A 24,718-nucleotide genomic window follows, 5' to 3' on the forward strand; every position below is an offset into this window, starting at 1 on the left:
TCTGCATTGTGATCGCGTCAACCTTGATCGGCATTGCGGCGGCGCTGTGGATCTCGATCGGCATCAGCCGTAATCTGAGCCGTGCGGTGAACCTTGCCGATTCCGTTGCCAAGGGTGACCTGACGGAAACGATCGCCGTCAAAACCAACGATGAGGTCGGCGACCTTCTGATGTCGTTGAATGGCACGGTCGAGCGCCTTCGCTCAGTCGTTGCCGAAGCGATCACTGCAGCGCAGAACGTGTCGGCGGGTAGCCAAGAATTGTCGGCGAGTGCCGAGCAGTTGTCGCAGGGCGCGACCGAGCAGGCCTCGTCCGCCGAGGAAGCCTCCTCTTCGATGGAAGAGATGGCGGCCAATGTGAAACAGAACGCGGACAACGCCAACCAGACCGAACGGATCGCGGCGCAGTCCGCCAAGGACGCCGAAGCCAGCGGCGAAGCCGTTGGACGAGCGGTTGAGGCCATGCAGACCATCGCGGAAAAGATCACCATCGTGCAGGAGATCGCACGTCAGACCGATCTGCTCGCGCTGAACGCGGCGGTGGAAGCTGCCCGCGCCGGTGAACACGGCAAGGGTTTTGCGGTGGTGGCCTCCGAAGTCCGCAAACTCGCCGAACGCAGCCAGGCGGCCGCGGCCGAAATCGGAGCTCTCTCGACCGAGACGGTCAAGGTGGCGCAGGAAGCCGGAACGATGTTGTCGAAGCTGGTGCCGGACATCAAGAAGACCGCCGAACTGGTGGAAGAAATCACCTCGGCCTGCCGTGAACAGGACGTCGGATCGTCCCAGATCAACCAGGCGATCCAGCAGCTCGACAAAGTCGGCCAGCAGAACGCCAGCGCCTCCGAGCAGGTGTCCTCGACCTCGGAAGAACTCGCCTCGCAGGCCGAGCAGCTGCAGGCGACCATCTCCTACTTCAAGATTGATCACGGCGCGCAAAAGGGTGCGATGCCTGCGGGGGCAATCGACACGGCCGTCAATCAGCTGCGCAGCAAGGCGGCGAGCATGGCGGCAGTTGAACGGGGTGCAAGGAAGCCGGTGGCCAAGCCTGCTCGCGCGGCCAAGGCCGCGAGCGGCGGCGGGGGCGGCTTCGCCTTCTCGATGGGCGACAGCGAAGACGATCGCGACGCCGACTTCCAACGCTAAGTAACTGCCGGCTTCGCCCTTGAAGCGAGGCCGGCTCTCTCCTTGTCCTGAGTGGAGCGCGACATGGCCGAAACGGCGCAATATCTGACGCTCGGTCTCGCCGGCGAGACCTTCGGCATCTCGATCCGCAATGTCCGGGAAATTCTCGACATGCGGCCGATCTCGAAGCTGCCGCACGCCCCCGAGTTCCTGTTGGGCATGATCGATGTGCGCGGCAGCGGCTACCCGATCGTCGATCTGCGCACCAAGCTCGATCTGCCGGCGGTGCCCGCGACCGAGGCCACCCGCATCATTATTCTCGACGTGCCGCTGCAGGATCGCCTGGTCGGCGTTGGCTTCGTGGCGGACTGTGTGTTCGAAGTGACCGATATCGATGAAAGCCGGATCGAACCGGCTCCGTCGGTCGGCGGCCGCTGGAAGTCGGACTATCTCGCGGGCATTGGCCGCAAGGGCGACAAGTTCGTGATGATCTTCGACCTCGCGCGCCTGATGGCGACGCAGGACATGTCCGTTTCCGCGGAATCGGAACTTAGCGAAACTGTCGCAGCCTGATTGAAGTGAGCTGCAATGTCCGGATCCGTAGCACGTTTAACAGACCGCCAGTTTCGTTCGATTGCCGAGCTGGTGGAAGGGCACGTTGGCATCAAGCTGCCGCCCGCCAAGCGCTTGATGCTTGAAGGACGGCTTCAGAAACGCGTTCGCGCGCTTAATCACTCCAGCGTCAATGAATATGCCGAGCGTTTGCTCGATGGTGATCATCTGGAAACAGAGCTTGTTCACCTCATTGATTGCGTCACGACCAACAAGACGGATTTCTTTCGGGAACCATCTCATTTCGAGTTTATCCGTGACATAGCCGTCCATGAGCTTCTGGGCCGGCGCGGTCGTGGCTCACAAGATCTGAAGATCTGGAGTGCGGCTTGTTCGACCGGGATGGAAGCCTATACAACAGCAATTGTTCTCGACAACATGCTGAGAAGCGGTTCGCGCTTTCAATTTCGGATCCTCGGAACCGATATTTCGACCAGCGTGCTACGCTTGGCAAAGCTCGGAATTTATTCGAAGGAGATGATCGCGCCTGTCCCGGACGAGTTGGCGAAGCGTTACTTTCTGAGATCCCGCGACAAGGCACGCTCCGAAGTTCGTATTGTTCCTGAGTTGCGGCGGACCGTCAATTTCATGCGAATGAATCTGATGGATTCGAAATATCCGGTGGATCGGGATGTCGACATCATCTTCTGCCGAAATGTCCTGATTTATTTCGACAAGGCCACCCAGCGAAAAGTCGTCGATCAGCTTTGCAGTCATCTCCGTCCTGGCGGATATCTTTTGGTGGGGCATTCGGAATCGATGATCCACCAGGGTTCTGTTGGCCTGAAACAGGTTCAGCCGACGATTTTCAAAATCGAGAGCAGGAGCTGATCGATGTTGAAGCAAAAGGTTCGTGTTCTGGTCGTCGATGACTCCGCATCGGTTCGCCAGATCCTTTCGACCATCCTGAACGAAGATCCTGAGATCGAGGTGATGGCCGCCGTGTCAGATCCATTCGCGGCGGCGAAGCGGCTGCAGGATGAACTGCCGGATGTGATCGTCCTTGATATCGAGATGCCGCGCATGGATGGGATGACGTTTCTGCGCAAGATCATGGCGCAGCGTCCAATCCCCGTGATCATTTGTTCGACACTGACCGAGCAGGGCTCCAATGTGATGTTCGAGGCGTTCGAGGCCGGCGCTGTGGACATCGTTCCAAAGCCCCGTGTCGATACGCGACAGGCTCTCATGGAGTCGTCGGGACGCCTGCGTGATGCCGTGAAATCCGCTGCTCGTGCACGGGTTCGTCCGCGCGCGGCGCGGCGGCCCGTGGAAGCAAAATTGACGGCCGATGCAATCATGCCCCCTCCGGTGGTCGGCCGGTCACGCCCCGAAACGGAACGTATCGTCTGCATTGGTGTTTCGACCGGCGGTACCGAGTCACTTCGGGATGTCCTGGAAGTTCTGCCGCGCGCCTGTCCCGGCATTCTCATTGTTCAGCACATGCCGCAGGGGTTTACCGCCGCTTTTGCAAAGCGGCTGAATGGGATCTGCGAGATCGACGTCAAGGAAGCCGAAGATGGCGAACCGGTGTTGCCGGGAACGGCATACATCGCGCCGGGAAGCAGGCATATGCTGCTGCAGCGGACCGGCGTTCGCTATCATATCGCGATCAAGGATGGTCCTCCTGTCTCGCGTCACCGGCCGTCAGCCGACGTTCTGTTTCGTTCGGCAGCACAATATGCAGGTAAAAATGCGCTCGGAATTATCATGACGGGCATGGGCGACGATGGCGCAAAGGGTTTGCTGGAAATGCGCAAGCTTGGCGCGACAACGCGTGCGCAGGACGAGGAAAGCTGTGTGGTCTTCGGGATGCCGAAGGAAGCCATCGCATGCGGTGCGGTTGAAAAAATTGTATCGCTGTCGAAAATTTCCAGAGAGATCATGCTCTGGCACGATGCGGGTCAGGCGGCTTAATGTCGATGTCAAGTTGCGCTTCAACCGATATCATCAACGTCGTCACGTCGGTCGAGGATGTCGTCTCCCAGATCGAGACGACGTTCGCGCAGGTTGGGAACCATCTTGGCCGCGGGCATGCGATATTCCAGGATCTCAACGGCGGACTTGCGCTTTTGTCGGACGAGTTGTCTGGAGCCAAGATTGAAGGCGCGACGACGGCTCTTCATGACATTGCCGCGAAGCTGACGGGACTTGCGGACGTGCTGCCGCAAGAGAGCGCGTTGCTTGGTGCTATCGGCGCCAGTGCCAACGAGGCCTCCAACGTTTTGAAGCCTCTAGTCAAGCAGATCCAGATGGTCATGATTATCGCGCGGAGTGCGCGGATCGAGGCAGCAGCGCTCGACACCAGTCAGGAAAGTTTTCTCGATTTCACTCAGGAAGCCTTTGAGCTGGCCAAGGCCGTGCAGGTATCCATCGATGCTTGCTCGGACGACCAGCAGCGACTTGTGGATGCGATCAATGTCGCTTTGAACCGCCAGCGGGAGTTCGAAGGGCGTTATCGTGCTCAGCTTCTGTCCGTCAGCGATGAATTGACCTCCGCGCATTCGGGAATGCAAAACCGCCAAGCGGATAGCGTGCGCCTTGCTGAACTCACAAGCGCGAGTACGAAAAGAATAGCGGAAGCGGTCGGTGTTGCGATTGTTTCCCTGCAAGCCGGTGACAGCACCCGGCAGCGCCTGGAACACGTGTGTCGGGGACTGCGCATCGCGGCCGGTTCGGAGCCCGGTCTCGTTCCGGCTGGTATTGATGTGCAAGCGGACGAACGCACGGCTCGTTTGATTTGCCAGCTTCAGGTCTCGCAGCTTAAGAGCTCTGCGACGAGCTTCGACGGTGATATCCGCGATATCGACCGCTCCCTGAGGGCGTTGGTTGCTGATGCGACCGAGATCGTCGGCAATGGCCGCTCGCTGTATGGCGGCGATGGCGACATGACATCGTTCCTGTCCACGATGAAGCAGGCGCTGGCTCAGGCTTCGGCGCTGATCAGCACGTGCGAGAGCTCCAGACACTCGGTCGAAGATGCGTTGTCGGTTGTTGAAGAGACGCTGGGAAAATTCCGGTCGGCCATTACGGCCCTGGCCGAAACCATCGTCGATATCATCCTGATCGGCATGAATGCGGGGCTTAAGGCCGCACAGCTCGGCGTCAAGGGGCGCGCATTTGTCGTGATTGCAAATGAACTCAAGGCGACGGCGGACAATATCTCCGCAGGTGCCGACCTGCTGAAGCCAATCCTTGATAACATCGAGGGATCCGCCGGCAGTCTCAAAGAACTTCGTGCGGAAGGCGATTCGTCGAAGATGACGGATCTGGAGCCATCGATCCTGCGCGCCATTCAAGAAATCGAAGCAGGAAACGGCCAGCTCAACCAGCTGATGGCCCGTCTTGTGCAAGAAGGTTCGCAGTTCGAGGCGCTGATGGCCGATGCACAGACATCGCTATCTGTCCTGAGCGGTAAATCTGCGACCCTTCCACAGACTGCGCGGCAATTGGAGGCTTCTCATGGAAGCCCGATCAAATTGTCCGCTGGCGAAGCGCCCACCGTCGACCATGTTTTCGACGATCTCTATGCGCAATACACCATGGTGAGCGAGCGGGATGTTCACCAGCAATTTGCACAGCGCGTTGGGCTATCCAGCAAGCCTGCGGTGAATGAGCCGGTGCAGGAACAGAACGGCGTCGACGACGTGTTGTTTTTCTAGTGCGCCGAACGATCATCGCACGTGGTGATCGTTCGGATATGCTGCAACGTCCCTAGTGACGATGTTTCTTTTTCTTGGGCTTTTTTCCAAACGCGGGCTTGTCGACCGTTGGCCAGCCTTGGGTGTCAGCAGCCTTGTTGCGTTTTGGCTTCTTGCTTGGCGGCGGTGCGTCCTTGAACTGGCGCGGCTCTTTGCCCCGCGACTTCTCTTCAAAGCGCGGCTTCTCTTCAAAAGGTCGCTTGTCTTTACGGCGTGGCGCCTCGTTGCTGTCACGGCGCGGAGCTTTTCGAAAATCTCGCTCAGCCGAAGTGTTCTCGCCCTGTGGCCCGCCAGGCAAAGCTTCGATCCGGATGTTGTCTTCCTTGTCCGGCCGCTTAATCTGTCGCGCGAATTCATCGGCGGCATGGACCGAAATCTCAAATTCGGTCGTGGTGTCGAGGATTCGGATCGTGCCGATGTCCTGTTTGCCGATATTGCCCCGGCGGCAGATCATCGGCAGCAGCCAGCGTGCCTCGGCATTCTTCCTTCTGCCGATCGCGGCGCGAAACCAGACGCTCCCTTCCGGGAGCCCGCGGGGCTTGCCTTTGGGGGCGCGATCGTTGTCGCCTCTGTCTCTGGTCCCTTTTCGCGTGCCGCGGTCTTCTTTCGGCCCGCGATCATCGCGCGAACGGCGGCCTTCGCCGGGATCAAGAATATCTTCCGGGGCAGGGAGCTGTGAGCGATACAATCGGGCCAGCGCTGTCGCGATGTCCTCACCCGAGCGCTCCGCAAGCAATGCGCGTGCGAAAACCATGTCGTCATCGGTTGCTTGCTCGCTGAACAGCGTGCTCTGCATCATGCGTTGTTGATCGAGCGTGCGGATCTCGTCGGCGGTCGCCGCCACGCCCCAGATGACGTCGATGTCGGCGATCTCCAGCAACAGATCAGCGCGTCGACGGCGCGCGGGCGGCACCAGCAAGACGCTGACGCCCTTCTTGCCGGCACGGCCCGTGCGGCCGGAACGGTGTTGCAGCACTTCCGGATCGTTCGGCAGGTCGGCGTGAATAACGAGTCCCAGATTTGGCAGGTCGATACCGCGCGCGGCGACGTCGGTGGCGACACAGATTCGCGAACGTCCATCGCGCAGGGACTGCAGCGCCTTGGTTCGCTCGTTCTGGGTCATTTCACCCGACAGCGCGACGACGGAGAACCCGCGCTCCAGCAGGGCTGCCTGCAAATGATTCACCGCATTGCGCGTGTTGCAGAACACGATCGCGGTCGGGGATTCGTAGAACCGCAAAGTGTTGACCACAGCGTGTTCGACATCGCTCGGCGCGACGCGGATGGCGCGATATTCAATATCTGCGTGACCACCTTCGCCACCGGTGACCTCGATACGGAAGGCGTCCTGCTGGTACTGCTTGGCAAGTGCGGCGATGCCGCGCGGTAAGGTCGCGGAGAACAGCAGGGTGCGTCGCGTGTCGGGAGTGGTCTCTAAGATAAACTCCATGTCTTCGCGAAAGCCGAGATCGAGCATTTCGTCGGCTTCGTCGAGGACGATGGCTTTCAGTTCGGAAATATCGAGCCGCTTGCGGCGAATATGATCGCATAGCCGCCCCGGCGTGCCGACAACGATATGCACACCGGCTTCAAGCGCGCGCATTTCCTGACGTGGATCCATGCCGCCGACGCAGGAGACGACGCGCGCGCCGGCGTGCTGGTAAAGCCAGGTGAGCTCGCGGTGAACCTGTAAGGCCAGTTCACGGGTTGGCGCGACGATCAGCGCCAGCGGCGCGTCAGCCTTTTGCAGCCGCTCGGCGTCTCCCAGCAAGTCGGCTGCGATGGCAAGGCCGTAAGCGACCGTTTTGCCCGAGCCTGTTTGTGCCGAGACCAGCAAGTCGCGGCCGGCGGCGTCCTCGGCGAGAACCGCCTTCTGAACCGGTGTCGGATCATTGTAATTGCGCTCGGCGAGGGCGCGGGCGAGCGGCGGACTTGCGGAAATGGATTTCACGGACGTCGGACCTTGAATGGCGGTGTTGCCAAGAAGCAATGGGAACGGATCGAGCGCGCACGGACACTAGTGTCCCGAATCCGAAGTTCGCCTCATCATGCAGAGCACTCTGTCGCGAACTTCGGATTCGAAAGGACACTAGCAAACCTATGATTCTCGTGTGGTTGAGGTTCAGAAGTTCGCTTGAAGAGCGCGCGGAGAAAATGAAGCGAACTTCTGAACCACCACACGAGCGTCTCGGCAGGTTCACGGGTTAGATGGATTGCGCGTGCTTTAGGCTACTTTTGCTCAAAGAGCCAATAAATACTGCGGAATACCGCGGCTTTGAGTCAAATGCCGCGCCAATCAGCCGAAATGCGGCGTTAAAGGGGCAAATCCGCCCTTTGCCGGCTGCTGGCGCTTACAAAAACGGCGCACATCGCTGTGCGCCGTTTGCGTTGAAGCTCGATCCGGCTGTTTAGCCGGCAGTCGTGACCGCGCGTTGTGCCATGACCTTGATGAGGTTGGCCCGATAGTCGGCGCTGCCATGGATATCCGCGATCAAGCCATTCGGCGAAATCGCCACCGAATCGATCGCGCTGGCCGCCCAGTTGGCCTTCAATGCAGCTTCGATGGCAGGCACACGCATCACGCCGTCCTGAGATGCACCGGTCGCGGCGACACGGACATCGCCGGCCTTTGCTTTTGCGACAAACACGCCGGTCAGTGCAAAGCGCGAAGCAGGATGTCGCATCTTCGCATAGGCCGCCTTCGCCGGGATCGGGAATACGACCTCGGTGATGATCTCGCCATCCTCAAGGGCCGTGCTGAACAGACCCTGGAAGAAGTCATCAGCCTTGATACTGCGCTTGTTGGTTTTCACCGTTGCATCGAGCGCACCACGGCTGCGGGATAGTCCGCAGCCGGGTCATTGTTAGCGATCGAGCCGCCGATGGTGCCGCGATAGCGCACGGCAGGGTCGCCGAGCACGGACGTCAGATGGACCAGAGCCGGAATGGCCTTCTTCACCTCGGCGTTGCTCAGAATGTCGTAGTAGGTCGTCGCCGCCTTGATGGTGAGCGTATCGCCGGTTGCCGAAATGCCGACCAGCGCCGGGATCTTGGCAAGGTCAATGACATCGGAGGGCTGTGCCAGCCGCTGTTTCATCACCGGGAGCAGCGTGTGGCCGCCGGCGAGATATTTTGAGTCCGAGCCCTTCTTGAACAGGGCAACGGCATCCTCGATGCTCGAGGGACGATGATATGTTGTCTCGTACATGATCTTCCTCCCCGCTCTTATTCTGCGGCCTGCTGTTGATGAATGGCGTGCCAAACCCGGTCGGGGCTGGCCGGCATCTCAAGCTTGTTGTTGCCGATGGCGTCGGTGATGGCATTGATCACCGCAGCGGATGATCCGATGGCGCCGGCTTCACCGCAGCCTTTGATACCAAGCGGATTGCCCGGGCAAAGCGTCGTGGTGTGCGACACCTTGAATGACGGCAGATCTTCCGCGCGTGGCATGGCGTAGTCCATGAACGACGCCGTCATGAGCTGGCCGCTCTTGTCGTAGACCGCGTGCTCAAGCAGGGCCTGTCCGATGCCCTGCGCAAGGCCGCCGTGCACCTGGCCTTCCACGATCATGGGGTTGATCAGCCGGCCGAAATCATCAGCCGCGACGAAGTTGATGAACTCCGTCTTGCCGGTGCCCGCATCGACTTCAACTTCGCAGATGTAGGAGCCCGCCGGGAAGGTGAAGTTGGTCGGGTCATAAAACGCGCTCTCCTTCAGGCCAGGCTCCATGCCCTCGGGGATATTGTGCGCGGTATAGGCGGCAAGGGCGACCATTGGAAAGGCAATAGATTTGTCGGTACCGGTCACCTTGAACTCGCCGTTCTCGATGACGATGTCGTTTTCCGAGGCTTCGAGCTGGTGCGCGACGATCTTCTTGGCCTTGGCCTCGATCTTTTCCATCGCTTTCACGATGGCCGACATGCCGACCGCGCCGGAGCGCGATCCGTACGTGCCCATGCCGAACTGTACCTTGTCGGTGTCGCCATGAACAATCGAGACCTGGTTGAGCGGAATGCCGAGACGGTCCGCAACGACCTGAGCGAACGTCGTTTCATGGCCCTGGCCATGGCTATGCGAGCCGGTCAGAATTTCGATGGTGCCGACCGGATTGACGCGGACTTCGGCGGATTCCCACAAGCCGACACCTGCACCGAGGCTGCCGACGGCTTTCGACGGAGCGATGCCGCAGGCTTCAATGTAGCAGGACAGGCCGATGCCGCGCAGCTTGCCTTCTTTTTTCGCCTTGTCTTTCCGCGCGGGGAAACCAGCATAGTCGATGGCCTTCAGCGCCGCGTCGAGCGAGGCGTTAAAGTCGCCCGTGTCGTAGGCCATAATCACCGGCGTCTGGTGCGGGAAGCTGGTGATGAAGTTCTTCCGGCGCAGGTCGGCCGGGTCGACCTTCAACTGCCGTGCGGCGGTTTCCATCAACCGCTCCATCACAAAGCTCGCCTCCGGGCGGCCCGCGCCGCGATAAGCGTCGACCGGCGTGGTGTTGGTGTAGACGCTGATGACCTCGGCGTAGATGTTCGGGATGTTGTACTGGCCCGACAGCAACGTTGCGTACAAATAGGTCGGGACCGACGACGAGAACAGCGACATGTAGGCGCCGAGATTGGCGTAGGTTTTCACCCGCAGGCCGATGATCTTGTTGTCCTTGTCGAAGGCCATCTCCGCCTTGGTGAGATGATCGCGGCCGTGCGCGTCGGTCAGGAACGCCTCGGTGCGGTCGGACGTCCATTTGACGGGGCGTTCGACGCGCTTGGAGGCCCACAGCGCCACCATTTCCTCGGGATAGATGAAGATCTTCGAGCCGAAGCCGCCGCCGACATCCGGCGCGATCACACGCAGCTTGTGCTCGGGGGCGATGTTATAGAACGCCGACAAGACCAAGCGTGCGACGTGGGGATTCTGCGACGTCGTATAGAGCGTGAAGTGCTCTTCCGCCGGATCATATTCCGCCACCGCTGCCCGCGGCTCCATGGCGTTAGGCGACAGGCGGTTATTGGTGATGTCCATGGCCACGACATTCGCGGCTTTCGTGAAGGCATCGTTGGTGGCGGCTTCGTCGCCGATCGTCCAATCGAAGATCACGTTGCCGGGGGCTTCAGGATGAAGCTGCGGTGCGCCGGAAGCGATTGCCGCGGTAATGTCTGCGGCTGCCGGCAGCTCCTCGTAGGTGACTTCAACGGCTTCGGCGGCATCGCGCGCCTGATTGCGCGTTTCCGCAATGACGACCGCGACCGCCTGCCCGACAAAGCGCACGATTTCCGGCGCCATCGCCGGCCATGCGCCCATTTTCATCGGCGAGCCGTCCTTGGAATGGATCATCCAGCCGCAAATCAGATTGCCGACCTTGTCGTCGACGATCTGCTGGCCGGTGAGGACATCAACAACGCCGGGCATATTCTTCGCGGCGGTGACATCGATTTTTTTGATTCTAGCGTGGGCGTGGGGGCTGCGGACGAAGCTCGCGTAAGTCATGCCGTGAAGGCGAACGTCGTCGGTGTAGCGACCCTTGCCTGTGATGAAGCGTTTGTCTTCCTTGCGCGCAACGCGTGCGCCGATACCTTCAATTCCCATATCTAATCTCCCTGCCGGAGCGTTTGATCCGCTGTTTCCATCGAAACGTCGCGGCTTTGAATGGCTTATCGATCGGATGAGCTGCTATTCGGCAGCCGCAGCCATCTTCATGCGTCCGGCTGCATCCAGCACAGACTTCACGATGTTGTGGTAGCCGGTGCAGCGGCAGATGTTGCCTTCCAGCTCCTGGCGAACCGTCGTCTCGTCGAGCTGATCGCCGTGGCGTTGAACGATATCGATGGCCGTCATGATCATGCCGGGCGTGCAATAGCCGCACTGCAGGCCATGATTGTCGCGAAACGCCGCCTGCATCGGATGCAATTCGTCGCCCCTGGAGATGCCCTCGATCGTCGTGACATTGGTGCCGTTGGCTTGTCCGACCAGTGTCGTGCAGGATTTCACCGCGCGGCCGTCGATATGAACCACACACGCGCCACATTGACTGGTGTCGCACCCGATATGAGTCCCGGTGAGGCCGAGATGATCACGCAGCAGATGAACGAGAAGCGTTCTGTCCTCAACGTCGGCAGAGACCGACTTGCCATTGATGGTGAGTTTGACTGTCGACACATGGACCTCCCTAAGAACTTCGACCCGAAGATTTTTTAATTGTTCTAATTAACAACCCGCCCGCAAAACTTTGCAACTTGGATTTTCGTTGCGGATGTCGTGTCGCAGTCATGCATCCACGCTTGAGCGTCCCGAGATTCGCTCATGATCAATCGTTGCGGATGATCTCGCAGATGCGAAAGGATTGTCTTTGTGCATTCCCATAATGCAGGGGAAGCGTTTGATCGCACGCAGCTTCTTGACTAGTGTCCCGATCCCGAAGTTCGCACAGACTTGCGGCTTCACGCGGAAGAACTTCAATCCGCGGCACTCGGTTTGCCGCCGATCGAACAGGCATGATGCCGCTAAAGGAGTGAGCGAAAACGTGATCGATAAGCGGGTAAAGACCGTGGCGGATGCCGTGGCCGGGGTGAAGGATGGAGCGACCGTCCTTGTTGCTGGATTTGGCACCGTCGGTGTCGCCAATAATCTGCTCGAAGCGCTGCACGAACAGGGAGCAAAGGACCTTACAGTTGTTGCGAACAACTCAGGCAACGGGGACTGGGGCCTTGCACGGTTGATCAATTCCGGCCGCGTTCGCAAGGTGATCTGTTCTTACCCGCGATCGGATGACTATAGCGCCTTCCTCAAGGCCTACCGCGCCAAGACTCTGGAGCTCGAGCTGGTCCCGCAGGGGACGATCAGCGAGCGGATGCGGTGTGCCGCGGCGGGTCTGGGCGGGTTTTTCTCGCCGGTCTCTGCGGGCACCAAGCTTGCCGACGGCAAGGAGCAGCGCATGATCGACGGTAAGCTTCACGTTTTTGAGAAGCCGTTGAAGGGCGACCTCGCGGTGGTGAAGGCTGCCAAGGCCGATCGCTGGGGCAATCTGATCTACAACAAATCCGCACGCAACTTTAATCCGGTTTGCGCCATGGCTGCTGAGCTGACCGCCGTGGAAGTGGATGAATTCGTCGAATTGGGGACGCTGGATCCGGAAGCTGTCGTGACACCCGGCATCTTCGTGGATCGCGTGGTGGTGGTTCCGGGAAAACAGACGGGAGACAAGCAATGACACCATTGAACCGGCGCCAGATGGCATGGCGCGCAGCGCAGGATCTCCACGAGGGCAACTTCGTCAATCTCGGCATCGGCATCCCGACGCTTGCGGCGAACTTCGTGCCGAAAACGCGTGAAGTGATCTTTCACAGCGAGAACGGTGTGCTCGGCCTTGGCGGTGCGCCAAAGCCCGGACACGAAGACCCGAACCTGATCGATGCCGGCAAGAACCTCACCACCCTGGTGACGGGCGGCGTTTATGTGCACCACGCTGACGCGTTTCTGATGATCCGCGGTGGTCATCTTGACGTCAGCCTGCTCGGTGCATTCGAGGTGTCGGAAAAGGGCGATCTCGCGAACTGGACCACGGAAGATGACGAATTTCCCCCGGGCGTGGGCGGCGCGATGGATCTTGCTGTCGGCGCCAAAGCGATCCGGGTGATCATGGAGCACGTCGACAAGAAGGGGCAGCCGCGCATCAAGTTCAACTGCAGCTATCCTTTGACGGCGGCAGGCGTCGTCAAGCGCATTTATACCAACTACGCTGTCATCGACGTCACGCCATCGGGATTGTCGGTGGTGGAAATGATTCCGGGAATGACGCTGGAAAAGCTCCAGACCATGACCGAGCCGCCGCTCAGGCTCGCGAACGATTACAAGGATCTCGCGCCGCCGGCCGAGGCTGCCTAGCTCACGCGCGCATCGTTTGTTGCATTCAAGCCCGAAGCCGTTCTCTGCTTCGGGCTTTTTGCTGTCATGTTCTTATCAATGTTCTGATGTCTGATTGCTCTCGGGAAAAGAGGTTCCTTCTCAGATTGTGGAACTTTTTTCCGCGTTTTGAATTGGCAGTGAGGAGCAGACGCACTCCTTCAGCGGAATGAACCTGGATCAACAGTCCGGGCTTTTTCCATTCGACATAGTCCCGTTCGGAAGCGCTTGACGCCCTGGGGCTGACTGTCTGTTCGGCCAGCAATCGCTTGCGACGTTACGAGAAGGGGCAAGAGTGAGGCTGGAAAGAGAGACAAACATCCAGGCGTCCCAGCAATCACGTCCTCCGGGTGTTTCAGCGGTGGCGAAAGCCGGCATTGTCGAGACTGACATTCCGGCAAGGCTCGATTCGCTCCGGTGGAGCGGTTTCCATACCCGCGTGATTGCCGCGCTGGGCATCACCTGGATTCTCGACGGCCTGGAAGTGACGCTGGCAGGCGCCCTGGCCGGCGCATTGAAGGAAAGCCCCGTCCTCAGATTCAGCAACACTGATATCGGGATTGCCACAAGCGCCTATCTCGCGGGTGCGGTGTTGGGTGCAATCGGCTTTGGATGGCTGACCGACCGTATCGGCCGAAAGAAGTTGTTCTTCATCACCCTTGCCGTCTATCTCACGGCCACCGCCGCCACTGCGTTCTCGTGGAATCTCGCAAGCTTTGCCGTCTTCCGCTTTCTGACCGGCGCAGGCATCGGCGGTGAATATACAGCGATCAATTCGACGATTCAGGAGCTCGTTCCTGCGCGCTATCGCGGCCGCACGGACTTGGTCGTCAACGGCAGCTTCTGGGTCGGCGCCGCGATTGGTGCAGTCAGCGCCATCGTCCTGCTTGATCCGAAGGTGATCGATCCTGAGCACGGCTGGCGGGTGGCGTTTTTTATCGGTGCGACGTTGGGTCTTGTCGTGTTGTTCATGCGGCTCTGGATTCCGGAAAGCCCACGCTGGCTGATGATCCACGGTCAACCTGAGCGTGCCGTCGCGATCGTCTCGGAGATCGAAGACGCTGTTGCGCAGCACCGTCGTCAGGACGCACCGCCGCTGCCGAAAATGAAGTTGAAGATGCGCACGCACACGCCGTTGCGCGAAGTGGCAACCACCTTGTTCGGCACCTACCGCAGCCGGTCGCTGGTTGGCCTGGCGCTGATGACAGCGCAGGCTTTTTTCTACAACGCCATTTTCTTTACGTATGCGCTGATCCTGACGGATTTCTTCGGAATTCCATCGGAGCATGTGGGTTGGTACATTTTGCCATTCGCCGCCGGGAATTTCCTTGGGCCCGTCATCCTCGGTCCGCTTTTCGACACGCTGGGTCGACGCAAGATGATCGCGTTGACTTACAGTGTGTCCGGACTTCTCCTCGCGATCTCCGGCTATCTGTTCTCGATCGGAATTCTTGATGCACAGACTCAAACAATCGCCTGGATGATTATCTTCTTCTTCGCATCTCCAGCTGCGAGCGCTGCGTATCTGACTGTGAGCGAGACGTTCCCGCTGGAGGTCCGTGCGTTGGCCATCGCACTGTTCTACGCCATCGGAACCGGTGTCGGCGGTGTGATTGGGCCCTCGTTGTTCGGTGTGTTAATCGATACCGGTTCGCGCAGCAGTGTGCTTGCCGGCTATCTGCTCGGATCCATTCTCATGCTTGCCGCCGCTGTCATCGCTTGGCGGTATGGCATCGATGCCGAGCGGAAATCTCTTGAAGATGTGGCGCGGCCGCTGGCTGCGCGGGAGTAATCGATGAGTGAGAACGTGACACCCTCTTCCAAACTTGAAAAGGACATCTTGCCCGCACCGGCGGGCATCGTGCCAGATCTCGATGAGACGGCCTTGCTGCTCGATATCGACGGAACGTTGATCGAACTCGCGCCGACGCCGCGCGATATCATCGTGCCACCGACGCTCGGCCCCACGTTGCTGGCATTGCACGACCGTCTCGACGGTGCGCTCGCGCTCGTGAGCGGGCGGTCCTTGACGGATATCGACGTGATCTTCGCTCCACTTCAGTTCCCCGCAGTCGGTGGTCACGGCGCGGAAATGCGATTGTCGGCCGACAATGAAGCGGTCGATACGCACGCGCCACCGATGGACAACGATCTCAAGCGCCGTTTCATCGCGATATCGCAGCTGAGTCCCGGTATTCTGCTTGAAGACAAAGGCTATTCGATCGCGCTGCACTATCGGTTGGCGCCGCAGTTCGAACGCGCGATTTATGAGGCGGTCTCAGCGATCAGAGCGGATCTTCCTGAAGCGCCGATCGATGTTCTTCCTGGAAAATCTGTCGTCGAAATCAAGCACAAGGGATTCACCAAGGCGACAGGCGTTCGCGAATTGATGAATCATGCGCCCTTTTCTGGCCGAAGGCCGATTTTTATAGGCGATGACGTGACCGATGAATCGGTGTTTGCGATCATGCCTTCGTTTCGCGGCGTCTCATTCTCGGTCGGCCGTCGCGCGCATGGTGTGAGCGGACATTTCAAGGCGCCGAAAGATGTCCGCGCATGGCTGACGCAGCTTCTCGACGATGAAGCACTCGCTGCAGAATAAGAAACATAAAAAGAATCTGCGCGCGCTCTTGTCTTGTGAATCACTTCAAAGTTTTCTTCTCAACATGAAGTCAACTCCAAATTACTGTGCGTGAAAGAGCGGAACTCGGTTCCATACTTCGGCGCGCCTAACTTTGACTTCATTTCGTCTGAATGGTGATCAGGAACCATATTGATGAACAGGTGTTAGTTTTGCTCTAGCAAAACTAGAAAGGGGCCCCTGTGGATCTTGTCGTCGTATCGAATCGCGTCGCGAGGGCCAAAGCAAACGAGCCTATGACGGGCGGTTTGGCAGCAGCGCTGTTGCCGGTGGTCGAAAAATCCGGCGCGATTTGGGTCGGCTCAAGTGGCCATGTCCGTGATGGTGCTCATAAGGATTCCTTTGCCGAAATTGAATCGCTCGGGGCAGGCGCATTAGCGTTGCTGGATCTGCCGGCGGCGCATTACGGCGGATACTACGAAGGTTTCGCGAATTCCGCATTGTGGCCTGCGCTGCATTCGCGTTCCGACCTCATTCGCGTGTCCCACGACGATTACCAATCCTATCGCGAAGTGAATGCCTTCATGGCGCGCTCGCTGATGCGTTTTCGCAAACCCAATACTGCATTCTGGATCCAGGATTACCATTTCCTTGCGCTCGGCGCGGAAATGCGGGATCTCGGTGTTCGCAATCCGATTGGCTTTTTTCTTCATACCCCGTGGCCGTCGCGCGCTGTCATGGAATGCGTGCCGCATCATCGCGAGCTGATCGAAGCGATGCTGGCCTATGACTTGATCGGGTTCCAGACGGATAACGATCGCGAGAATTTCGCGGATTGCCTGCAGTCCGATCTTGGGCTGCATGTCGAAAACGGAATTGCCACCTCACGGTTCGGAACCTCGCGTCTCGCGACGTTCCCGATCGGGATCGACGTTGACGGGTTCGCCGCCCAGGCTCAGCGCGCGTCATCGCATCCGGACGTGTCGCGGCTGCGGCGAAGCCTGCATGGCGAACGTCTCGCGATCGGGGTCGATCGCGTCGACTACTCGAAAGGGCTGGTTAATCGCATCAGCGCCTTTGATCGCCTGTTTGAGATGCAGCCGTCGCTGAAGCGCTCGGTGTCGTTCCTGCAGATTGCAACGCCTTCACGCGGGGGTATCGAGGCTTATAGCGCCTTGCAGGATGAACTTGCGAAGCAGGTGACCGATGTTAATGGGCGCCACGGTGAGGTGGATTGGACGCCGATCCGCTACCTCAGCAAAGGGTTTAGCCAAACCGTTCTCGCAGGGTTTTATCGCGCGGCGCAGGTTGGCGTCGTGACCCCGTTGCATGACGGAATGAATCTTGTGGCCAAGGAATATGTTGCAGCCCAAAATCCCATCGATCCGGGTGTTCTGGTGCTGTCGAAGTTCGCAGGCGCAGCGAACGAACTCGACACCGCCTTGCTGGTCAATCCGAACGACATTGACGGAATGGCGCGCGCCATTGGGATGGCGCTGGCGATGCCCGCTACGGAACGCCGGCTGCGGTGGGAGGCCATGATGGCCAAGCTGCGGTCGGGGACGATCCACCAGTGGTTCGCCGGATTTATCGCTGCCCTAGAGGCGACCCACCTGTCGCCCGACGAGCCTTCGACCCCGGAGGAGACCGCGGTTGTCCGGCCGCTTCGGTCGGCGAACGGTGCTTTCCTGCATTAAAGTCTGGGTGAAGCCGCCGGGAAACGTCTCAATCAGGCGAGCTGAGCGAAGGAATTGTGTCCTTAAATCAACGGTTTGTGGAATATTTGCCGTTGATGGCCGCTCTCCCTTGCAAAATCACGCGTGCCCCGTCATGACAGCGCATCCGGAGGGATGGCCGAGTGGCTTAAGGCGCACGCTTGGAAAGCGTGTGTGCGGGAAACCGTACCGTGAGTTCGAATCTCACTCCCTCCGCCATTGCGTATCGCGATAAGGGCGCTCCGCGAAGATGAGCGCGGACATCGAGCGGGCTCAGCCTTTTACTCCCAACAACTCCACATCGAAAATGAGAGTCGCATTCGGCGGGATAAGGCCGCCGCCGGCACCGCGTTCGCCATAGCCGAGCTGCGGCGGGATCACGAGCGTACGCTTGCCGCCGACCTTCATGGTGGCGACGCCTTCGTCCCAGCCCTTGATGACCTGTCCAGCGCCGACCCGAAACTCGAACGGCTGACCGCGATCGACGGACGAGTCGAACTTCTTGCCCTTGGCGCCATTGGTGTAGAGCCAGCCGGTGTAATGCACCACGGCGGTCTGTCCTTGCTTTGGTTGCGCGCCGGCACCGACCTGGGTGTCGGTCATCTGCAAGCCTGATGGCGTGGTAACGGGCTTTCCTTGCGCGAAGGCGGGGTTGGCGATGGCGATAGGTCCGATGCTGGTGAGGGCCAGCGCGGCGGCAGTCGCGAGAGCAGCGCGAGAGATGAGTCGCATCGGCGGTCCTTTCGGGGATGAGTGTATCTCTGGGTCAGAATGATAGAGTTTTTCTGTGTCAGCTACCCCCTGATCGCGGTGGGCTGGGTCGCGCAAAGCCTCGTTCTTCACATGTTCTTGCCGGTTCTTCGCGCCTCGGCAAACCTGCGAGAAGTCCTTATTTTCTTGGACACGCCGCACCGGTTTTGACCCGGGCCGCAGCCAGTGCTTCGGCAAGCTGTTGCGTGCCCGGAACGAGCTGACGGTCAGCGCCTGGAGCCCAGGCCCACGCCACCAGATGATCAGTGCCGATGTGCGTGACGATTTCATCCAACGATCGCCCGCTGTTGCGGGCGGGATCTTTGATCTGCGCGCAGATTTCGCCGGGTGTCTTCGATATTTATCTAGCCGCATTTATCGGTCACGGCTTCTTTCGTTCGATTTTGTAGAGCCGATTGTTCAGAGCGAACATCGCGCTGTCCGAATTGATGAAGTGAAAATCGAACGCGCCTTCGCAGCCGGTTTCGAGCGTCGCGATCTTCTTGCCATAGCCCAGCGCTGCAGCCTGCTTCGTAGGGTCCGTCAGACCGCCCTGAAAGAGCATGTCAGGATCATATTGCTTCATCTCGTAATGTGGCTTCCGGCACGTCAGCGGCCGAGGCGCATCGATGCGGTCGGCAGAAAAGGTGACCGCCTTTCCCACCAAGGCCTTGAGATCGGATTCGACGGGCTTGTCGTCCGGCCGAGCCCACGGTGCCGGCTGTGAGGCGGTGACGGTCCATTTGCCCATGAAGTTCGGGTTAGCTGCGTTTGCGACACTCGTGCCCAGCAGGACTAAAGCGAGCGCCATTGAACCGATCGTCGATGGAGTGGTCATGATCGCTGTGATCCTTGGAGGGAAGCGTTCCGACGGCGTACCGCCGTCCTGTCCATGAGTGTCGCGAGCGCTACGCCGGTTCAAAATGTCCGCATGTGGTGCTTTCGGATTCGTCCATCAAATTTCGTCTTCGGACAGATATACTTCGCGCGATTCGTCAAAGAGGGGCCAATGAACGAAACGCTGATTTCCGCCTGTCAGATGTTCATGATTCCAGCGACCATCCTGTTTGGTGCGCTGGGCGTCGCAAATAGCTACGCGCTGAAATTTCTCGTCTGCATCATGGGCGCCGCGACAACTGGACTTTGGATCTATCGTGTCTGGTATTGGACCGGTCTCTCGCTGCTGGATCGCAGGACCGCGCTGGGTCTCGCTGGCCTTTTCGCCGCGGCTTGGATCATCACGCTGCTGGTGCAGCTGAAGAACATGGTCGCTCCCGGTTACAACAGACGATGAGCGTCGCGCGAACGCCGGTTCCATTTCGCAGATTCGATTTACGTTTTTGGCGATACTGTGAAGTTCCAACGGAACATCCGCGATATGAAGGAACCATGCAGCGTCACAATCGCGTGAATCTCGAAAACACAAAAAAATTCAACAACTAAGAACGTGTGGCATTGCGCCGCCGCTCAAATTGTTGCGTTGCATCCGAACATTTACTTTTCTGCGCGTAAGCAAGATCGAAGACACACGTTTCGTTTGACCGATTCGTACGGCCAGGACGCGGGTGCCTTTGCATGTCTTGTGGAGCGACAAGAAAAAGGTGTGATGATGCAGACTCGGAATGCGTTCGTTGGAATGATTTTGCTGGCGGTTTCAGCTCCTTTGCTCGCCGGCTGCGACGAACCAACCTCAGCGGTGGCCGCCACACCTGTTGCTCCTGAAGTTAGCATCACAACGGTCGAGCCCAAGCCCCGGGCTCTTCTGCGCGAACTGCCCGGGCGAATCGCACCGACGCGTGTTGCTGACGTGCGTCCACGTGTCTCCGGCATCATCGTCGAGCGGCGCTTCGAGCAGGGCAGCGAAGTGAAGGCCGGCGACATCCTTTACAGGATCGATCCGCGTCCGTTTGAGGTCGAACTGCAGGCGGCGGAAGCGTCGCTGGCCAAGGCCAATGCCGCGTTCGAACAGGCATCGCTGCAGGCCAACCGTATCTCGACTCTCGTGCATCAGCGCGTTGTGTCTCAGGCCGAGCATGAGAACGCGAATGCGCGCATGTTGCAGGCCAAGGCGGATGTCGCCGCAGCGGAAGCCGAGGTGGCCCGTGCAAAGCTCAATCTGGAATACGCAACGATCCGTGCGCCGATCAGCGGCGTGATTGGCGCTGCGCTCGTGAGCGAAGGCGCCCTTGTTGTGCAGAACGACACCCAGAGCCTCGCGACGATCCAGCAGCTCGATTCCGTTTATGCCGACTTCACCCAGCCGATCAGCGACCTGAACAAGCTGCGGCGTGCGCTCGAGGCCGGCGATCTGGAACAGGTCGCGCCCGATAGCGCTGCGGTCAGACTCGTTCTCGACGACGGCACGCTCTATCCGCTGAAGGGCAAGTTGCTGTTCTCGGACGCAAAGGTCGACACCTATACCGGGCAGGTCACCTTGCGCGGCGAATTCAAGAACACCAAGCGTGAGTTGTTGCCGGGCATGTATGTCCGCGTGCTCATCGAGCAGGGCGTCGACACGGATGCGCTCGCAGTTCCGGAACAAGCGGTCCAGCGTACAGGCACTGGCGAAGCCGAAGTGTTCGTTGTGAAGGACGACAACCGCGTCGCCATCCAGCCCATACGTACGGGCAGCCAGCAGAACGGGCATTGGCTGGTGAATGATGGTCTGAAGCCAGGCGATCGCGTGGTCGTCGAGGGCTTCCAGAAGTTTACAGCGGGCGACAAGGTTGTGCCGAAGGCCTGGGCGGAAGTGCGCGCTGACGCGTCTGACGGAGTCAGCAACCCGACCGCGACCACAGAGCTTCACAAGTAGAACCATGCCGAGTTTTTTCATCGATCGCCCCATCTTCGCATGGGTGATTGCGCTGTTCATTTGCTTGATCGGCGCAATCTCGATTCCGTTCCTGGCTGTTGCGCAGTATCCGATCATCGCGCCGCCTTCGATCTCGATCAGCACGAGCTATCCGGGTGCGTCGCCGGAAAATCTCTACAACAGCGTGACGCGCCTGATCGAAGAGGAACTCAACGGCGCGTCCGGAATCCTGAATTTCGAATCCACCAGTGACTCGCTCGGTCAGGTGGAAATCATCGCGAATTTCGTGCCCGGGACGGATTCGAGCCTGGCCTCCGTCGAAGTCCAGAACCGCATCAAGAGGGTCGAATCCCGTCTGCCGCGCGCCGTGCTTCAGCAGGGCATCCTGATCGAGGAAGCATCCAGCGCGGTGCTGCAGATCATCACGCTACGCTCCACGGACGGCAGTCTCGACGAAGTGGGCCTCGGCGACTTCATGATCCGGAATGTGCTCGGCGAGATTCGCCGCATCCCGGGTGTCGGACGCGCCACGCTATATTCGACCGAGCGCGCGTTGCGCATCTGGGTCGATCCGGCCAAACTCGTGGGGTTCAATCTGACGGCGGACGACGTCACCAAGGCGATCACCGCGCAGAATGCCCAGGTTGCCTCCGGCAGTATCGGCGCGGAACCGAGCGCGAGCGACCAGAAGACGTCGGCGCTGGTGCTGGTGAAGGGGCAGCTCAGCTCGCCCGATGAATTCGGATCCATCGTTTTGCGTGCGAACCCCGATGGTTCGACCGTGCGGCTGCGCGACGTGGCGCGGATTGAAGTCGGTGGTCTGGGCTATCAGTTTACGACCCGGCTCAACGGCAAGCCGAGCGCGGGTCTCTCGGTGCTGCTGTCGCCCACGGGCAATGCACTGGCGACTGCGAGTGCCGTTGAAGAGAAGATGAAGGAACTCTCGAAGTTCTTCCCGGCCAATATCGCCTACGACATTCCCTACAACATCACCCCGGTGGTCGAAGCATCGATCGAGAAGGTACTGTCGACCCTGGTCGAGGCGGTCGTACTGGTGTTCATCGTGATGTTCCTGTTCCTGCAGAACATCCGCTACACCATCATTCCGACGATCGTGGTGCCCGTGGCGTTGCTGGGAACCTGTGCGACACTGCTGATGCTCGGCTATTCGATCAACATGCTGACGTTGTTCGGCATGGTGCTTGCCATCGGCATTCTGGTCGACGACGCCATCGTCGTCGTGGAAAACGTCGAACGCATCATGAGCGAGGAGGGACTTTCGCCGAAGGACGCCACGCGCAAGGCGATGTCCCAGATCACCAGCGCCATCATCGGCATCACGCTCGTGCTGGTGGCGGTGTTCGTGCCGATGGCGTTCTTCCCGGGGTCGGTGGGGATCATCTATCGCCAGTTCTCGGTCACGATGGTTGCCGCGATCAGCTTCTCCGCACTGATGGCGCTGTCGCTGACGCCGGCCCTGTGCGCCACGCTTCTAAAACCCATCGAGAAAGGTCACGAGCACGGCAAGAGCGGCGTGTTCGGCTGGATCAACCGCAAGCTCGATGCGATCAAGGAGCGCTATGCGTCCTTCGTGGGTTGGGAGTTGAAGCGAACCGGCCGGTTGATGGCGATCTACGCCATCCTGCTGGTCGGCCTGTCGTGGGCATTTGTGCGGATGCCGGGCGGCTTCCTGCCGGTCGACGACCAGGGCTTCTTCACCACGGACGTTCAGACGCCTTCGGATTCATCGTTCAATCGCACGGAAACCGTCGTTCAGAAGGTCGAAAAATATCTGCTCGAACGTCCGGGTGTCCAAGACGTTACGTTCCTGACCGGCTTCAGCTTCCTTGGTCAGGGCATGAACAGTGCGCAGGCCTTCATCACGCTGAAGGACTGGTCGGAACGCGGCGAGGGCGACACTGCCGCCGCGATCGTCGCAGACACCAACAAGGCGCTCTCGTCGGTTCGGGACGCGCGCATTTCTGCGCTGCAGCCGCCACCCATCGACAACCTCGGCAATTCGAGCGGGTTCAGCTTCCGTCTGCAGGACCGTGGCCAGAAGGGCTACAAGGCGCTGATGGACGCGACCGACGCGCTGCTCGCCAGCACCAAGCAGAATCCAATTCTGCAGAACGTGTATGTCGAAGGCTTGCCGCCCGCGCCGCAAGTCAATTTGGTGGTCGACCGAGAGAAGGCCGGCGCGTTCGGCGTCACCTTCGAGGACATCAACAACACGATCTCCACCAACCTCGGCTCGGCTTACATCAACGACTTCCCGAATCGCGGGCGCATGCAGCGTGTCATCGTGCAGAGCGACACGGCGAGCCGCATGACCGCCGACGACATCATGGCGTACAACGTGAAGAACAGCCGCGGCCAGCTCGTGCCGTTCTCGTCCTTCGCGACGGTCCAGTGGTCAAAAGGGCCGACCCAGATTGTCGGGTTCAACTACTATCCGTCCGTCCGCATCAGTGGCGAGGCCAAGCCCGGCTATACCAGTGGCGATGCCATCGCCGAGATGGAGAGGCTGGCGGACCAGTTGCCGCGTGGCTTCGGCTACGAGTGGACGGGCCAGTCGTTGCAGGAAAAGCTTTCCGGTTCCCAGGCTCCCTTCATTCTCGGCCTGTCGGCATTGGTCGTCTTCCTCTGCCTTGCCGCGCTGTATGAGAGCTGGACCATTCCGCTCGCGGTTCTCCTGACCGTGCCGCTCGGCATCGCCGGCGCCGTGACGGCGGCTTCGATGCGGGGGCTTCCCAACGACGTCTACTTCACCGTGGGCCTCATCACGATCATCGGACTTGCGGCCAAGGATGCGATCCTGATCATCGAGTTCGCGAAGGATCTGCGGGCGAAGGGCAAACCCCTCTTGGAAGCCACGGTCGAGGCGTGCCATCTGCGCTTCCGGCCGATCCTGATGACCGGTCTTGCCTTCGTCTGCGGCGTGCTGCCGATGGTGATCGCGCATGGCGCTGGCGGCAAGAGCCAGCAGGCGATCGGCACCAGCGTGATGGGCGGCATGATCGCAGTGGTCGTTCTCGCGCTGCTGATGGTGCCGGTGTTCTTCGTTGTCGTGCAGCGCTGGCTGTCGGGAGATCGGTCGGCGGACGCGTCTGCGGCTGACAAGCCGGAGCTCTACGGTCCGCCGTCGCCGCCGCGGCATATCGCGACCTGAAGTTTGGAAAGCAGCCCACTCGGGACGGCGCCGCAGTGGGCAGCATGGCTTCAACGCCATCCCGCGCAAAGAGTTGGGACATTGCGCGGATTGACCTCCCACGCGCCGCTGCCCATAACGTCCATGTCGTGGTTCTCCGGGGTCGTCGATCCGGAGCTAAGAGGGAATTCGGTGAGCTGAACCTTGAATGGTCGGCAAAGCCGGAGCTGCCCCCGCAACTGTGAGCGGCGAGCTTCACCTGTCGATGCCACTGAGGCGTAAGCTTCGGGAAGGCTGGGTGTGAGCGTTGACCCGTGAGCCAGGAGACCTGCCGCGATGTCATAACGTCCACGGGCGGGGTGCCCCGGTGTGTCGCTTGCAG

At 59.7% G+C, this 24,718-nt stretch carries 18 protein-coding genes, 1 tRNA gene, 2 pseudogenes and 1 riboswitch; of the genes and pseudogenes, 14 read left to right on the forward strand and 7 right to left on the reverse strand.

Features of this window, described 5'->3' with window-relative positions; all coding sequences use genetic code 11:
* Positions 1-32: 32 nt before the first annotated feature.
* From ACP0KA_RS12090 to ACP0KA_RS12110, 5 genes and pseudogenes are all read left to right on the forward strand, one after another.
* A pseudogene (locus ACP0KA_RS12090) lies at positions 33-1,142 on the forward strand (methyl-accepting chemotaxis protein); the annotation flags it as partial.
* A 63-nt stretch (positions 1,143-1,205) separates the two neighbouring features.
* The gene (locus tag ACP0KA_RS12095) at positions 1,206-1,694 is read left to right on the forward strand and encodes a chemotaxis protein CheW (RefSeq protein ID WP_424629025.1); all 489 of its coding nucleotides are present in this window, start codon (positions 1,206-1,208) and stop codon (positions 1,692-1,694) included.
* A gap of 15 nt (positions 1,695-1,709) precedes the next feature.
* Positions 1,710-2,564: a CheR family methyltransferase gene (locus ACP0KA_RS12100; RefSeq protein WP_424629026.1), complete on the forward strand. Its 855-nt coding sequence runs from the start codon at positions 1,710-1,712 to the stop codon at positions 2,562-2,564.
* Positions 2,565-2,567: 3 nt separating this feature from the next.
* Entirely contained in the window at positions 2,568-3,650 is a 1,083-nt protein-coding gene (locus ACP0KA_RS12105) for a protein-glutamate methylesterase/protein-glutamine glutaminase (protein WP_424629027.1), read from the forward strand.
* Positions 3,650-5,395 carry a chemotaxis protein gene (locus ACP0KA_RS12110; protein WP_424629028.1) on the forward strand — a complete coding sequence of 582 codons (1,746 nt, stop codon included), beginning with the start codon at positions 3,650-3,652 and terminating at the stop codon, positions 5,393-5,395. The genes ACP0KA_RS12105 and ACP0KA_RS12110 overlap by 1 nt, the downstream gene beginning before the upstream one ends.
* Positions 5,396-5,447: 52 nt before the next feature.
* On the opposite strand, the gene ACP0KA_RS12115 is transcribed toward ACP0KA_RS12110, so the two are convergent.
* The 4 genes and pseudogenes from ACP0KA_RS12115 to ACP0KA_RS12130 all read right to left on the reverse strand — a co-directional run bounded on the left by ACP0KA_RS12115 (position 5,448) and on the right by ACP0KA_RS12130 (position 11,584).
* Positions 5,448-7,385 (reverse strand): DEAD/DEAH box helicase, encoded by a 1,938-nt coding sequence (locus ACP0KA_RS12115; protein WP_424629029.1) that lies wholly within the window; start codon positions 7,383-7,385, stop codon positions 5,448-5,450.
* Positions 7,386-7,842: 457 nt separating this feature from the next.
* A pseudogene (locus tag ACP0KA_RS12120) lies at positions 7,843-8,642 on the reverse strand (FAD binding domain-containing protein).
* A 17-nt stretch (positions 8,643-8,659) separates the two neighbouring features.
* Positions 8,660-11,014, reverse strand: a complete 2,355-nt coding sequence (locus tag ACP0KA_RS12125) for a xanthine dehydrogenase family protein molybdopterin-binding subunit (protein ID WP_424629030.1) — start codon at positions 11,012-11,014, stop codon at positions 8,660-8,662.
* Positions 11,015-11,098: 84 nt separating this feature from the next.
* The gene (locus ACP0KA_RS12130; RefSeq protein WP_424629031.1) at positions 11,099-11,584 is read right to left on the reverse strand and encodes a (2Fe-2S)-binding protein; all 486 of its coding nucleotides are present in this window, start codon (positions 11,582-11,584) and stop codon (positions 11,099-11,101) included.
* Between the two features lie 367 nt (positions 11,585-11,951).
* On the opposite strand from ACP0KA_RS12130, the gene ACP0KA_RS12135 reads away from it, so the two are divergent.
* The 6 genes from ACP0KA_RS12135 (at position 11,952) to ACP0KA_RS12160 (ending at position 17,842) form a co-directional block, all read left to right on the forward strand.
* On the forward strand, positions 11,952-12,635 hold the full coding sequence (locus ACP0KA_RS12135) for a 3-oxoacid CoA-transferase subunit A (RefSeq protein ID WP_424631571.1): 684 nt from the start codon (positions 11,952-11,954) through the stop codon (positions 12,633-12,635).
* Entirely contained in the window at positions 12,632-13,309 is a 678-nt protein-coding gene (locus ACP0KA_RS12140; RefSeq protein ID WP_424629032.1) for a 3-oxoacid CoA-transferase subunit B, read from the forward strand. The genes ACP0KA_RS12135 and ACP0KA_RS12140 overlap by 4 nt, the downstream gene beginning before the upstream one ends.
* A 337-nt stretch (positions 13,310-13,646) precedes the next feature.
* Positions 13,647-15,119, forward strand: coding sequence for an MFS transporter (locus ACP0KA_RS12145; RefSeq protein WP_424631572.1), 1,473 nt, complete (start codon positions 13,647-13,649; stop codon positions 15,117-15,119).
* A gap of 3 nt (positions 15,120-15,122) precedes the next feature.
* On the forward strand, positions 15,123-15,929 hold the full coding sequence (gene otsB / locus ACP0KA_RS12150; protein ID WP_424629033.1) for a trehalose-phosphatase: 807 nt from the start codon (positions 15,123-15,125) through the stop codon (positions 15,927-15,929).
* A gap of 221 nt (positions 15,930-16,150) precedes the next feature.
* The gene (locus ACP0KA_RS12155) at positions 16,151-17,605 is read left to right on the forward strand and encodes a trehalose-6-phosphate synthase (protein WP_424629034.1); all 1,455 of its coding nucleotides are present in this window, start codon (positions 16,151-16,153) and stop codon (positions 17,603-17,605) included.
* 147 nt (positions 17,606-17,752) lie between these two features.
* Positions 17,753-17,842: transfer RNA gene (locus tag ACP0KA_RS12160), tRNA-Ser, on the forward strand.
* 54 nt (positions 17,843-17,896) lie between these two features.
* Here the strand turns inward: ACP0KA_RS12160 and ACP0KA_RS12165 are convergent.
* The 3 genes from ACP0KA_RS12165 to ACP0KA_RS12175 all read right to left on the reverse strand — a co-directional run bounded on the left by ACP0KA_RS12165 (position 17,897) and on the right by ACP0KA_RS12175 (position 19,211).
* Positions 17,897-18,355, reverse strand: coding sequence for an FKBP-type peptidyl-prolyl cis-trans isomerase (locus tag ACP0KA_RS12165; protein ID WP_424629035.1), 459 nt, complete (start codon positions 18,353-18,355; stop codon positions 17,897-17,899).
* Positions 18,356-18,512: 157 nt separating this feature from the next.
* The gene (locus ACP0KA_RS12170; protein ID WP_424629036.1) at positions 18,513-18,668 is read right to left on the reverse strand and encodes a hypothetical protein; all 156 of its coding nucleotides are present in this window, start codon (positions 18,666-18,668) and stop codon (positions 18,513-18,515) included.
* An 87-nt stretch (positions 18,669-18,755) separates the two neighbouring features.
* A complete protein-coding gene (locus ACP0KA_RS12175) occupies positions 18,756-19,211 on the reverse strand; it encodes a hypothetical protein (RefSeq protein ID WP_424629037.1) in 456 nt (151 codons plus the stop codon).
* Between the two features lie 171 nt (positions 19,212-19,382).
* Here ACP0KA_RS12175 and ACP0KA_RS12180 point away from each other — a divergent pair, with 171 nt between their 5' ends.
* The 3 genes from ACP0KA_RS12180 (at position 19,383) to ACP0KA_RS12190 (ending at position 24,357) form a co-directional block, all read left to right on the forward strand.
* Positions 19,383-19,667: a hypothetical protein gene (locus ACP0KA_RS12180; RefSeq protein WP_424629038.1), complete on the forward strand. Its 285-nt coding sequence runs from the start codon at positions 19,383-19,385 to the stop codon at positions 19,665-19,667.
* A 312-nt stretch (positions 19,668-19,979) separates the two neighbouring features.
* Complete coding sequence (locus ACP0KA_RS12185; protein ID WP_424629039.1) at positions 19,980-21,185, forward strand: efflux RND transporter periplasmic adaptor subunit; 1,206 nt, start codon at positions 19,980-19,982, stop codon at positions 21,183-21,185.
* A gap of 4 nt (positions 21,186-21,189) precedes the next feature.
* Positions 21,190-24,357, forward strand: coding sequence for a multidrug efflux RND transporter permease subunit (locus ACP0KA_RS12190; protein WP_424629040.1), 3,168 nt, complete (start codon positions 21,190-21,192; stop codon positions 24,355-24,357).
* A 112-nt stretch (positions 24,358-24,469) separates the two neighbouring features.
* Positions 24,470-24,686: riboswitch (cobalamin riboswitch) on the forward strand.
* Positions 24,687-24,718 lie beyond the last annotated feature (32 nt).

The sequence above is a fragment of the Bradyrhizobium sp. SYSU BS000235 genome, from assembly GCF_049747295.1.
In the GTDB taxonomy this organism is placed as follows: domain Bacteria; phylum Pseudomonadota; class Alphaproteobacteria; order Rhizobiales; family Xanthobacteraceae; genus Afipia.

What these genes read in the sequence shown, in the direction of transcription:
- ACP0KA_RS12095 (WP_424629025.1), top strand. Translation starts at nt 1,206, where the DNA reads ATGGCCGAAACGGCGCAATATCTGACGCTCGGTCTCGCCGGCGAGACC.
- ACP0KA_RS12100 (WP_424629026.1), top strand. Translation starts at nt 1,710, where the DNA reads ATGTCCGGATCCGTAGCACGTTTAACAGACCGCCAGTTTCGTTCGATT.
- ACP0KA_RS12105 (WP_424629027.1), top strand. Translation starts at nt 2,568, where the DNA reads ATGTTGAAGCAAAAGGTTCGTGTTCTGGTCGTCGATGACTCCGCATCG.
- ACP0KA_RS12110 (WP_424629028.1), top strand. Translation starts at nt 3,650, where the DNA reads ATGTCGATGTCAAGTTGCGCTTCAACCGATATCATCAACGTCGTCACG.
- ACP0KA_RS12125 (WP_424629030.1), bottom strand. Translation starts at nt 11,014, where the DNA reads ATGGGAATTGAAGGTATCGGCGCACGCGTTGCGCGCAAGGAAGACAAA.
- ACP0KA_RS12140 (WP_424629032.1), top strand. Translation starts at nt 12,632, where the DNA reads ATGACACCATTGAACCGGCGCCAGATGGCATGGCGCGCAGCGCAGGAT.
- otsB (WP_424629033.1), top strand. Translation starts at nt 15,123, where the DNA reads ATGAGTGAGAACGTGACACCCTCTTCCAAACTTGAAAAGGACATCTTG.
- ACP0KA_RS12165 (WP_424629035.1), bottom strand. Translation starts at nt 18,355, where the DNA reads ATGCGACTCATCTCTCGCGCTGCTCTCGCGACTGCCGCCGCGCTGGCC.
- ACP0KA_RS12175 (WP_424629037.1), bottom strand. Translation starts at nt 19,211, where the DNA reads ATGACCACTCCATCGACGATCGGTTCAATGGCGCTCGCTTTAGTCCTG.
- ACP0KA_RS12180 (WP_424629038.1), top strand. Translation starts at nt 19,383, where the DNA reads ATGAACGAAACGCTGATTTCCGCCTGTCAGATGTTCATGATTCCAGCG.
- ACP0KA_RS12185 (WP_424629039.1), top strand. Translation starts at nt 19,980, where the DNA reads ATGATGCAGACTCGGAATGCGTTCGTTGGAATGATTTTGCTGGCGGTT.
- ACP0KA_RS12190 (WP_424629040.1), top strand. Translation starts at nt 21,190, where the DNA reads ATGCCGAGTTTTTTCATCGATCGCCCCATCTTCGCATGGGTGATTGCG.